This is a genomic window from Lewinella sp. (assembly GCF_050633125.1).
GTDB lineage: Bacteria > Bacteroidota > Bacteroidia > Chitinophagales > Saprospiraceae > Lewinella.
This window is the reverse complement of the sequence record NZ_JBOEFX010000031.1, coordinates 40,725-53,778: the sequence shown is the minus strand read 5'-3', so window position 1 is coordinate 53,778 and position 13,054 is coordinate 40,725. Positions and strand designations below refer to the sequence as shown.

7 protein-coding genes and 1 tRNA gene are annotated in these 13,054 nt (G+C 44.4%); all 8 read left to right on the top strand.

Features of this window, described 5'->3' with window-relative positions; all coding sequences use genetic code 11:
* Nucleotides 1-68: 68 nt before the first annotated feature.
* On the top strand, nt 69-1,325 hold the full coding sequence (locus ACRBG0_RS08775; RefSeq protein ID WP_431486525.1) for a hypothetical protein: 1,257 nt from the start codon (nt 69-71) through the stop codon (nt 1,323-1,325).
* Between the two features lie 22 nt (nt 1,326-1,347).
* The gene (argB, locus tag ACRBG0_RS08770; protein WP_431486524.1) at nt 1,348-2,112 is read left to right on the top strand and encodes an acetylglutamate kinase; all 765 of its coding nucleotides are present in this window, start codon (nt 1,348-1,350) and stop codon (nt 2,110-2,112) included.
* 162 nt (nt 2,113-2,274) lie between these two features.
* Nucleotides 2,275-2,356: transfer RNA gene (locus ACRBG0_RS08765), tRNA-Leu, on the top strand.
* A gap of 213 nt (nt 2,357-2,569) precedes the next feature.
* Nucleotides 2,570-3,988, top strand: coding sequence for a trigger factor (tig, locus tag ACRBG0_RS08760; RefSeq protein ID WP_431486523.1), 1,419 nt, complete (start codon nt 2,570-2,572; stop codon nt 3,986-3,988).
* A 58-nt stretch (nt 3,989-4,046) separates the two neighbouring features.
* Nucleotides 4,047-4,766, top strand: a complete 720-nt coding sequence (locus ACRBG0_RS08755) for a ClpP family protease (RefSeq protein ID WP_020538457.1) — start codon at nt 4,047-4,049, stop codon at nt 4,764-4,766.
* Nucleotides 4,767-4,864: 98 nt separating this feature from the next.
* Nucleotides 4,865-6,133, top strand: a complete 1,269-nt coding sequence (gene clpX / locus ACRBG0_RS08750) for an ATP-dependent Clp protease ATP-binding subunit ClpX (protein ID WP_431486522.1) — start codon at nt 4,865-4,867, stop codon at nt 6,131-6,133.
* A gap of 682 nt (nt 6,134-6,815) precedes the next feature.
* The gene (locus ACRBG0_RS08745; protein ID WP_431486521.1) at nt 6,816-7,988 is read left to right on the top strand and encodes a TlpA family protein disulfide reductase; all 1,173 of its coding nucleotides are present in this window, start codon (nt 6,816-6,818) and stop codon (nt 7,986-7,988) included.
* 209 nt (nt 7,989-8,197) lie between these two features.
* Complete coding sequence (locus tag ACRBG0_RS08740; protein WP_431486520.1) at nt 8,198-13,042, top strand: proprotein convertase P-domain-containing protein; 4,845 nt, start codon at nt 8,198-8,200, stop codon at nt 13,040-13,042.
* Nucleotides 13,043-13,054 lie beyond the last annotated feature (12 nt).

Here is a 13,054-nt window from a genome sequence, read left to right as displayed (position 1 = left end):
TTATTAGGGAGGCATTTGGTTACCTTTTAAATTTCTATACAATAGAGTCGTAACAAAAGACTTAGAATATGAGAATTGGAGTAATCAATATGCCTGGCAGAAATAGTTACGATGGGCAGAGCCTCAGAACCCGCTTTTTTATTTTGGGCCTACCTTTGTTTCCTACAGGCTGTATCTACAAAATCAGTGATAACCTGGGTATAGATATTCCGCTTAGAGGTATAGATGTTTTACATGCTTACGCAAAAATCCACTTTGGGCTGCTCGGGTTTGGGGGGCTCATGCTTTCCTCTAGTATGCGAGGGTCAAATGTGATGATGAAGTCAGTTCTCATGTTGTTATGTTTGGGACTGGTCGGTTTTTGTATCTATTCCTGGGTGGCGCATTCCTCCGTGAATGAGGAGGAGGAAGTTCAACGTAAGATTTTCGGAAAGGCATTTTTATACAATATGTCACCGGAGTATCTACCAAACCATGTTCAGAAGTCACTTTTTAACGAGCTGTTGAAAGTTTACTTTGGTAAATTTGCCAAGCTGGACTGGGAGGCTGATATCAGGAGCCGTAATGTGAATAAAGAAAATTATCCACTTCTCTATACTTTAGCGTATTACCAAAAAACGATTGCGGTTACACCCACAAACGAGGCCTTGTTTGCGGAAGTAGCGGCCTATCTGGAAAAAGGCAAACAGTTTGAACGTGCTACCACCACAGCTAGTAATCAGGGCGCCACGGCTTCCGCGCAAGCTAATTTTGCTACTCCAGTTACGGAAACCCCAAGGCAAGAACCAAGGACAGCTTATCAGTCAACAACCCATACTGCCACAGGTAAGGGGGCAAGAGAAAACACCTCCGCCAATACCAAACAAACGGATTCCACTCCTGTGGAAATGAGTTCAAAGGATATTTTTACACTTCATGATGCCCGCCAAAGTATCGTCAAGCAATTATTTATGGTGGCTGGATTCTTCCTTTTTGGTTTCATCATTGCGGCCATCTTCACGGGAGGGACGGCTTCTCTAGGTATCGTATTCTTGATTTGTTTGACGTTTTATGGTGTCATTTCTGCGGCGGTTTTTCTGCCTAGTTACATGAAAATTGGCAGAGATATCACAAACCGTAAAAAGATAAGCATCAAGGTTAGAATTCGTGATATGGCAGAAGAATTTGGCACGGCCTACCTTATTTTGCAATCGAATCGCTACGGCATCAAAAAACTAACCGCTCCGGCCAAGTATTACTCCACCGGACTTTTGAATAAAGAACTGGAGATTTATGTAGGCAAAGAATCCCACACGCTGTTGGAGATTGTCGGGGCACGGTATTAACTTTGTTGCAAAAGCAACCAGCATGTTACGTATTCTCAAAATGGGGGGCAATGTTTTGGCCGACCCTGATGCGTTGGACCAAGCGCTCTCCTTTTTTGCCAGTTTTGAAAGCCCTGCTATTTTGGTGCATGGAGGTGGCCGAGAAGCCAGTGAATTGCTCAAAAAGATGGGACATGAAGCGAAAATGGTAAATGGGCGCCGTCTTACGGATGCCGCGACCCTGGAGGTCGTAACGATGGTGTATGCTGGCTTAATCAATAAAAAACTGGTTGCTCAACTACAAACTAAAAACTGCAACGCTCTGGGCGTAAGCGGGGCTGATGGCAACCTCATCCGAGCACACAAGCGCATCGTCAAAGATATCGACTACGGCTTTGCGGGAGATATTGATGCCATTAATACAGCAGGCTTTGTGAAGCTTCTAGAAGGTGGTTTTTTTCCGGTATGTTGTGCCATCACCCATGATAAGCAAGGCCAATTGTTGAATACCAATGCCGATACCATCGCCTCCAGCATTGCGGTAGCACTAGCGGCGGATTATGAAGTCGAATTACAGTATTGTTTTGAAAAACCAGGCGTACTTATGGATGCGGATAACGATGAAAGTGTGATTGAGCACATTGATCCAACCAAGTACGGGATGTTAAAAAAAGAAGGAGTCGTACATTCTGGCATGCTGCCCAAATTGGATAATGCCTTTGCGGCGATAGACAAGGGGGTTAAGGCGGTGTATGTGGGGAATTTGGAGAGCTTAAAGGAAGGGAAGGCTACCTGTTTGAGTATATAAATTTCGTAGGATAGCGTATTTTTGACGGCTCAGGAAGAAATTTTTATCAATTCTTCTACATTATTTTATCATTAGACTAGTTTATTAAAAAATAAACCTTATTTTTGCGTCGCTTTTTAACAAAGCAGTAAGCTGAAAAGATCAGTTTACTAGGTATTTATTGCGGGTGTGATGAAATTGGTAGACATGCTAGATTTAGGATCTAGTGCTTAACGGCGTGTGGGTTCAAGTCCCTCCACCCGCACACATTTTTAGGAGAGCAGAATTACAGCTCTTTAATATAAGGTATATCGAGAAGGATGGAGTGAGTGTTCGCTGCCATCCTTTTTTTGTCCGGTACTCATCAAAGGTACGGGGCACAATGAATAACGATCGTTGACACAACTGTAGGTCTATTTAAGTTGTTGGTCAGTAACGAACGATCAAATTTTTGCAAAACATATTTTTCTAATATTCTATGGCTACTATTGCACGAGAGGATATCGATGCTTTGAACGTTGCCCTCACGGTGACCGTTGCAAAGGAAGATTATTTAGCTGATTTTCAGAAAGAGCTTAAGCGTTACCGCAAACAGGCTTCGCTAAAGGGATTCCGCAAAGGAAATATCCCGATGTCGGTTGTACGGAAGATGTTTGGTCGCAGCATTCTGGCAGAAGTTGTCAATAAGGAGTTGCAGGAGGAAATGTCTAAGTTTCTTTATGACGAGGAGGCTGAAATCGATTTCTTAGGACAACCGATTCCTTCTAAAGACCAAGAAGAGTTTGAATTCAGCGTGTCAAACCTTGATGACTACGTTTTCAAGTTTGACCTTGGATTGGCTCCGCAATTTGAATTGCAGGGACTTGGTAACGAGGAAACGCTGGAGAAACTTGTTGTAGAGCCTGCCGCTGATAAACTAGACGAAGAGTTATTAAACCTTCGCCGTCGTTTTGGCGTGTCTGAAGAAGTAGAAGACGCAGTAGCTGAGCGTGATATCATTACCCTCAAGGCAGTAGAACTAGATGGGGAGAAGCCTAAAGAAGGTGGTATAGATAAGGAATTTACCCTCTTCATTGAGAATATAACCGATGATGCTAAAGAAGCTTTCCTTGGAAAGAAAATTGGCGACAGTGCGGTGCTTGATGTATTTAACCTCGAAGCGAATACTACGGTAGACCATGTACGCAAGTACCTCCTGGGCTTAGCTGAAGATGACGATCGTGAAGTTTCGGAGGCGTTTTCTTTGACGATCGACAAGATCAGCCGCCACACGCTTGCAGCGTTGGATGAAGATTTCTACAAGCAAGCTTTTGGTGAGGGTGATGTGAGCAACGAAAAGGAAGCACTCGCAAAAATTCAAGAAGATTATCGCGGGCATTTTGAGGGACAGACCAATGCATTGCTGTTCCGTAATGTGCAGGAACTTTTGATGGAAAAGAACCCATTGGAATTTCCAGAAACATTCCTCAAGCGTTGGTTGGTAACTTCTAACGAAAAGAATACGGAAGAAAACGTTGAAGCAGGTTTCGATGGCTTCCTGAAAGGACTACAATGGACCCTGCTTCGGGAGAAACTGATCAAACAGCTAGAACTGGATGTAACCGCAGAGGAAGTAAAAGAAAGCTTTGCCAAGCAAGTCATGGGCTATTTCGGTGGCCAGCGCCCCGAGTGGTTGAACGAAGAGATGATTAGCGGCATGGTTGATCGGATGATGAACGAAGAGAAAAGCGTTCGCGAGAAGTTCGATGAACTGATGAACGATAAGCTCAGCATCCGCTTGCAAGAAGAATTCACCTTGACCGACAAGGTGATTACTCCTGAAGAATTACAAGAAATTGTAGCAAAAATTCAGGCGGAAAATGAGGCGCAGAACCTCCTTCTTGAAGAAGAAGAATAAGCCAAGTCAACCTCCCGGGCTGCTTGTTGTTAATATGAAGTAATCAAAATTAACCTACATGTTTCATAAGAATGAATTCATGAAGTATGCTACCCAACACTTGGGTATGAGTAGCATGCATCTGGAAAAATATGCTGAGAAGTCAGGCCCGGTTATGGCTCCTAATATTCAAGGGTTTACCCCTAATGTTATTGAGGAACGCCAGATGAATATCGTAGGTCTGGACGTATTTAGCCGCCTGATGATGGATCGTATTATCTTTATGGGAGTACCTGTAAACGATTACGTCGCCAATGTTATCCAGGCACAGTTGCTTTTCCTGGAGTCTACTGACCCCAAGCGCGATGTGCAGATGTTCATCAATAGCCCTGGTGGCTCGGTAATTTCTGGTTTGGGCATTTACGATACTATGCAGTACGTAGCACCAGACGTAGGCACCATCTGTACTGGCTTGGCTGCTTCTATGGGGGCAGTATTACTTGCTGCTGGTACGAAAGGTAAGCGTACTTGTTTGGCACACAGCCGGGTGATGATTCACCAGCCACTAGGTGGTATGCAGGGACAGGTTTCTGACATGGAAATCAGCTACAAGCTCATCAAGCAGATGCAGAAAGAGCTTTATGATATCCTTGCTCACCATACCGGACAGGATTACGATACTATCGAGAAAGATTGTGATCGTGATAACTGGATGGTTGCCGGTGAAGCCAAAGCTTACGGCTTGGTAGATGAAGTACTAGACCGCAACAGCTCACGCGAAGCCGCAGAGGAGAAATAACCCCAAAGGCTGGACAAGAACCCACATTATGAGTATCTTTATAGAACTACCTAATGTGGGTTCTTTTTTTGTAAAAAGAACAGTATCAAAATATAGTTATGCGTCGTACCAAACAAAATTACCGTTGCTCCTTTTGTGGCCGGGATAAGTCGGAAGCGATGATCCTGATCGCCGGTATTGAAGGACATATTTGTGAAGTTTGTGTAGAGCAGGCTGGTGAGATTGTTCAAGAAGAGCTATATGGCGGTGCGAACCCTAATGGCCCTACGGAAGGCAAACCAGGTGAAGCGCCAGCTTTTAGCAGTAAGATCAATTATAAACCACAGGAAATTAAGCAACGCCTCGATGAATATATCATTGGCCAGGATGATGCTAAGAAAGTACTATCAGTAGCGGTATACAATCACTACAAACGCTTGGCCCAGCCCGTAGCGGAAGATGAGGTTGAAATTGAAAAAAGCAATATTGTTTTCGTGGGGCGTACTGGCACAGGTAAGACCTTGTTAGCAAAGACGATTGCTCGTTTGCTAAATGTTCCTTTTGCTATTGTTGATGCAACGGTATTTACCGAAGCAGGCTACGTAGGCGAAGATGTAGAAAGTATTCTTAGTCGCTTGTTGCAGGTGTGTGATTATGATGTTTCTGCCGCAGAGCGTGGTATTGTATACATTGATGAGATAGACAAGGTTGCTCGCAAGTCTGACAACCCTAGTATCACTCGTGATGTATCAGGAGAAGGCGTTCAGCAGGCTTTGTTGAAGATGCTGGAAGGTACCGATGTGAATGTTCCACCGCAAGGAGGCCGTAAGCACCCTGAGCAGAAGCTGGTGAAAATCAATACCAGTAATATTCTCTTTGTATGTGGTGGAGCCTTTGATGGCATTGAAAAAGTTATCAGCCGTCGCTTAAATACCCAGGTAATTGGCTACCGAGGTGAGACAAAAGAAAAGATAGATCGGGAAAATATGTTGAGCTATGTCAATCATCAAGACTTAAAGTCTTTTGGATTGATTCCCGAATTATTAGGCCGTTTGCCGGTACTAACTTACCTCGACCCACTAGATCAGGAGTCTTTGGTTCGGATTCTAACAGAACCGAAAAACTCCCTACTACGTCAGTATAAGAAATTGTTCGAATTAGAAGGTATTGAACTCTCCTTCACCGAAGATGCAATTCATCTGATTGCTGAAAAAGCACTGGAATTTAAGCTTGGTGCCCGTGGCTTGCGGTCTATTTGCGAAGCCATCATGACCGATGCCATGTTTGAGCTACCAGGGCAGAAGGAAATCACGACTTTCGAAATTACTGCAGCTTATGCAGATGAGAAGTTGGGTAGATCAAAATTGAGTAGGTTGAAAGCCGCTTAATAGAAATAGAAGGTCTAAAATTGATATAGTTTGTAGGTGTAGAATAACCACTTGCGATAAAAGGAAAACCTCCGTACTTAGCTAAGTACAGAGGTTTTTTTTTGAAGTTGGGGTTCTATTAGAAGGCAGAATAAAAAAAACCGAACACTAAGGGGAAGTGTTCGGTTTTGGTACCCTAAAACTCAGATACTCCGTCTTCACGGAGAATCTAAAAAAACCGTGTAATTTTTCAGGATGCTATGATCCTGTTTTCATGTGAATGTGATTTCCTTATCCTTAATAACAACTCAAAGATAAGGGAGTAATTAGCGAAATTCCAGATGGTATTTTGTATTAGTGTTGTGCCTCATTTTTTTAGTAAAAGCAACTGTTTAGTTGTATCCACCTGGTTATTAGTTAATTAACTTGTAATTGAATGCGGTGTTTATTATGATTTTTTATATCTGATTTTGATTGTTTTTCGATCATCTTAGTTGTTTTTTTGCTAGAAAAGCCTTCTGGTGAACATTTTTTGTGACCTCCTCATCGTGTTAAGGACCCTACTCTGTAGGGCAATAAAGCCAGCGTATGGCAGCTCTTTTTTGGCGGTATTTTGCAGAAGGAGTGTTACTAAAACTAAAATATGCATTATATCTGGTATAGGTAAGACCTAAATTTTCTTCTGAAACAAGTCCAGACCGCTATGCTTTCTCTACAATTAAAAGCCGGAATATGCTTTGGAATATTCCTATTCGCCTCTTTGGTGGCCAATAGTCAAACGATATTAACCTTACAAGATACACTCCTATTCAAAGGCTCTCTAACCTATTCTGGTTCAAGGTCCAATTTGGATATCACGGATTTTGAATTCAACCTGGATACATTTTCTTCTGGACGTATTACGAATATTCATAGCTTAGAAATTCACAACCTTTTGCGTGGTGAAATTGCGGAAGGGATGGTTTGCCACCCGGTTTATTATGCACAATTGCGTCACGCAGGCGATGATTACCTTATAGTGGATAAGGATGGAGATGCTGTTTTTGAGCGATACGATATTTATCGTTTGCCTCTTCTTGACCCTTTGGAATTACAATTTTATCCTTTTGGAAGTCTTGCGGAAGACGCCGCTATTATTAACCTTCCGGTAAAGATCAAGTTTGATGGAGGAAACATCTATTTTAGTCCGTATCAGTTGTATACCACTTCCTTTCAAGTAGAGGATGCTAGCTATGATGTAACGGTCTGGCCTTTCTTGCCGGAGGTGAAAATCAAAGTTGGTGGCGAAGGCGATTTTAAGTTGCTTAGTTCTGAAAATCACTATTATAAAGAGCACGAAGTATTTGTCTTAGGTGGCCGTAAATTCAAGTTTTCAGCCTTTGATTATTGCCAAAAAACAATTCAAGTGGAAGAATTGGCTAAGGATGAGCCGCTTTACGGTTACAAAGCTGGTACCTTTTTTCAAGAATGGGTGGCAGCAGATAATACCAGCATCAATTGGGATAGCCTCGGAATAGACCGAACGATTCCTTATCTGATCTACTTTGGCGCAAAGTGGTGTGGTGCTTGTCAAGCAGAAATTCCAAAACTTCAGCGTGTTTATCCACTATTACAGCGAAACGGGATGGACATGATCAGCGTAACAGCACAACATCGCGAGTCAGACGCAGAAATCATGGCCTATATCGCCGAGCGAGAAATTCCAGGAATCTCCGCCGTTGAAAAATTGGACGACACCAATACCCTGATTCGATATTTAGAGGTGGACAGGTACCCTACCTATGTTTTTATTGCACCTGCTACGGGCGAGATTTTATACCGGTCTGACAGTTCAGAGAGGGAGCTTCACGAGTTTTTGTATGAATATTTAAAGTGAAAATTTTCGATTGACTTCAGGTACAAAAATGACAGGTAATCATTTTGATTGAGTGAGCGAATAAGTGTCACCACAATAACAGGCTAGTTTCTTTGTTGCAACGGTGCTAAAACATTCAGTGTTATTGGGGGTATCTGCACAATTCCATTAATTTTGGGTGATAGGGAATAGCTCAAAATATATTGACAATATCAAACAACATCAGGGATATGCAAAAGCTTACGACAATGCTTTTGTTGCTAATGACGGTATGCCTAACGCTTAATGGCCTCGCCGCACAGAATATAGCAGCAACTACAACACCACTCAGTCAGGTAGAACAATTAAAACTACCAGCACTGGATAACGAAGAATTACTACAAGCGGAAGAGGTTCGTCGTGGCCCTGGTGTGGCACCGCGCTTTGCCGAGACCATGGAGGTGGACGTTTCTCCAAATACTCATGGTACTTGGGAAATCAATAAAGGCACTGCTGTCTGGCGGCTACGTGTACCTTCGCCAGGAGCTAAGTCAATTAATTTTGGTTTCGACCAATTTCGTATGCCTCAAGGCGGGCAGCTGATGTTGTATACCCCGGATGGTGCGCTCGTACAAGGGCCTTTCACGCCAGCCGATAATGAAGAACACGAAGAATTATGGACGCCGGTTATTCCTGGCGATGAACTGGTCATCGAGGTAAGCCTGCCAGTAGCTCGCCAAAGTGAACTACGCCTTCATTTGAAATCGGTAAACCACGACTTTTTGGGCTTTGGTGATATTGCTTCCAGTGTACTCTCTGGTTCTTGTAACCTGGATGTCGTTTGTGGTGCTGCTGATGGTTGGGGGATTGTAGATCAGTACCGTGATATTATCCAATCGGTAGCTGTTATGGGCTTTAATGGAAACACATTTTGTACGGGTTTTCTTGTCAATAATGCGAGCCAAGATTGTACGCCCTTTTTTATGACGGCCAACCACTGTGGTGTCAATAATGGCAATGCACCAAGTTTGGTGGTTTACTGGAATTATATCAACAGTGTTTGTCGCCAACCCGGAACAGGAGCCAGCGGAGGAGTAGGAAACGGCTCTTTGGCAGATTTTAATTCAGGTTCCATCTTTCGCGCAGCTTATGGCCCATCAGATATGACTTTGGTGGAATTGGATGATCCTGTTTCAGAAACAGCCAATGCCTGGTTTGCAGGTTGGGATGCTCGCGAAGTAATTGCAACGGATACGATCATTGGCATCCATCACCCTAGTACCGACGAAAAGCGGATCAGTTTTGAGTTTGATGGCGTTTATTCAGGGTTTTATCCAGGAGATACCCCTAATGCTGCGGGCAACCACCTGATTATCGAAGATTGGGATATCGGTACGACAGAGGGCGGTTCTTCCGGCTCACCGATTTTTAATACAAATAAACAAGTCATTGGCCAATTGCATGGTGGCGATGCTTCCTGTAATAATGATGCTTATGATAGCTACGGTTGGATGTTTTTCTCCTGGGAAGGAGGGGGAACCCCGAGCACTCGCTTACGTGATTGGCTGGATCCAGACAATACCGGTGTACTTCAAATTTCAGGACGATCGCAAATGCAGTGTAGCTTTTTTGCAAGTGCAGACCCTGTTCAGCAAACCTTATGTGCGCCATCCGTTGCCAGTTATGATATCAGCGTCAATGAAGGCTTTTCGGGGCCGGTGACCCTTTCGTTAGTCAATCTCCCTACAGGTTTGACGGTTGTATTTGACCAAACAACTGTAAACCCAGGCGAAGGCACCCAGATGACAATTATGGGTACGGAGAACCTTGCCGAAGGGAATTACAGCTTTACGCTTAATGGTACAGATGGCACCAATGAGAGTAATCAAGAACTAAGCCTCAATATTTTGACAGCAGCTCCTGACCCTGCAACGTTGTTGAGCCCGGCAGATATGGCCGTTGACCAGTTTGCAGGCCTGACGCTTTCCTGGTCTGCGCAAGCAATGGTAGATAGTTACGATGTAGAAATTGCTACAGATCCAGCTTTCTCAGATGTCATTGGTACAGGGATGAACCTGGAGGAGACTACATTTCAGACCCCAAGCCTGGATATTCTAACGGTTTACTATTGGCGGGTTCGTTCGAATAATCTTTGTGGTGCCGGTGAATGGTCAGTGCCGTTTCAGTTTACCACATTTGACCTGAATTGTACCTCTTCCTCTGCTTCGACCAAAGGAATTACGATTGGCCCTAATGCAGGGGCGGTTACCACTTCTACCGTGACCATTAACCAGCCTGGTTTCATTGTCGATGTAAGCTTAATTAATCTTAGTAGCGATCATACCTGGATGGGTGACCTTGATGCGACCCTCACTTCACCAACAGGAACAGTTATTAACGTGTTTAATCGCCCTGGGTGTAACCGTGGAGGAATATTAGCCAGTTTCTATGATGATGCTATGGCAACGTCGAATGATTTTGAAAATACCTGTTCCCAGGAAGCCATAGCCATTGAAGGCGATTTTCAGCCTGCTCAGCCTTTCAGCACCTTTTCGGGTGAATTAGCGACCGGCGAATGGACATTGACAATTACCGATTATGCGAACCAAGACGGTGGTGCTTTGCTAGGATGGAGCCTGGAAGTTTGTACGGAGATACCTTCTGAAGTTGTTTTGATTCCTTCTGTAAACGAACTGAGTACCTGTGATGATTCTGTGGTAATAGAGCTTACTTTAGGTAACGGCTTCGCTGGCCCCGTAACACTTAGCGCTACTAACCTGCCAAGTGGAGCAACAGCTGATTTTGAAACGAACCCCGCAATGCCTGGTAGCACTATCACGGTTACTTTTAACAACCTGACCGGCGGTGATTTTAATGTGAGTTTAGAGGGTACCGATGGCACGAGTGAGACTAGCGAAGACATTATGCTTACTGTTTTCAATGGTGTGCCTGTTGGGGCAACTTTACTTGTTCCAGAAAATATGGCGATTGATCAGTATCCGAATCTATTACTTTCTTGGATGCCAGAGCCGCTGGCGGAGAACTACGATGTAGAAATTGCTACTGATCCAGACTTTACCAATATCATTGACACAGGAACAAACCTTACCGAAGCCTCTTTTCTTACCCCTACACTAGACGTTCTTACGAATTACTACTGGCGCGTACGTTACGCCAATTTATGTGGAGAAGGAGAGTGGTCAGAAGCTTTCCAATTCACCACAATAGCGGTCAATTGTGCGATTAGTACCGCTTCTACGAAAGGAATTACTATTGGTCCAGCCCTTGGTACAGTCACTACCTCTGCTTTGATGGTCAATCAAACGGGAGAAATCCAGAGTGTAAGCCTCACCAACCTTAGTAGTAACCATACTTGGATGGGTGACCTTAATGCGACTCTAACTTCACCTTCCGGGACGGTTATCGACTTATTCAATCGACCTAGTTGTAACCAAGAAGGGATATTTGCCAGTTTTTCTGATGACGCAACAGCAACGGCTGCAGAATTTCAAGGAACCTGTGAAACTGAGGGTACAGCCATTGAGGGCGATTTTCAACCAGCAGAACCCTTCAGTACTTTTGCCGGAGAAGAAGCCAATGGCCTCTGGATACTGACCATCGTTGACAATGCGAATGCGGACGGTGGAGACTTATTGGGGTGGAACCTGGAAATTTGTACACTGGCCCCTGCGAATGTTGTACTGACTCCTTCAGTGGATGAACTAAGTACTTGTAATGGCAGTTTCGCAGTGGTTGAACTTACGGTAGGTTCAGGTTTCGATGGCCCTGTAACGCTTAGTGCAAGTAACTTGCCTGGAGGCGCAACTGCTGACTTTGAAACGAACCCTGTGATGCCTGGAGGGACTGTAAACGTTACCCTTAACAACCTTACGAGCAGTGGCAACTTTAATATCGAATTGCAAGGTACCGATGGTGTAGAGGTGGCAACAACTATAGTTGGACTCGAAATACTGAGCACCCCAGGGGCCCCTGTGTTGAACACTCCCGCCGACGGTGCCACCGATATAAACTTGGCGACACTGGTACAGTGGACACCATTGGTAGATGCAACAGACTACCTGTTGACCTTATCCACAAATGCTGATTTAAGTAACCCGATTCTGGTCTTTCCAGCCCTTAATCCAACGGTTCAGCCCGGCGTATTGCTCTACAATACCACTTACTATTGGCAAGTCGTAGGTAATAACGATTGTGGTGCGGGAACTCCCAGCCCAATTTTTAGTTTCACCACCAGCCCGGATATCTCCATTAGTGCTAGCCAGCCTATGCTGAACAGCTGTTTGACGGATCAAACAACGGCAGTATTTACTCTTGGTGAAGGTCTTGGAGATGAGCATGCCGTGACTATCAGTGCTATGCCTGCTACCGATTTTAACGGTTTTAGCTCCAGTTTTTCTACAGATACTCGAGAGTTGAGCCTCGTATGGGATAACTTCCTTGGGATAACTCCAGGGACTTACGTACTTTCGGTAACCATTACGGGTGAAGGCTACAGTAATGTTGGCCAGGTGACCATCAATGTAGAAACAGCACCGGCGCTGTCTGTGCCACTGCTACCTGGAAATACGGCGGAACTGCCAGGAGATAATCCGGTAGATTTTTCTTGGACAGCAGTAGATGGCGCAGATAGCTATCGGCTGGAAATTGCCACGGATGATACCTTCACAGATGTAGTCTTAGCGGAAACAGTTAACGGCACAAGCTATACCGCCGGTTTAGCACCGGGGCAATACTATTGGCGAGTTGCGGCGGTCAATGATTGTGGAGAATCAATCTCTGGATTCTTTATCTTCACGGTTATGGAGAGCAATGCGGTACTGGAACTGGCGGGCACACGCCTTGAGGTTTGGCCGAATCCAACGACTGGCCCTGTACAAATTTCTCTTACTGGTGAACTTGCGAATGATCTCTTTGTTGAGGTCTTCAGTGTACATGGACAACAGTTGAGGAATGAGCGTCTATCTGCTCGTAGGGGTGTTCAGCAACTGGATTTAAGCAACTTGCCGGCGGGGGCTTATTTGCTCCGTTTGAAAAGTGGCGCTGCACAAAAAACAGTAAGAATACTGGTGCAGTAGTTTTTAATATGC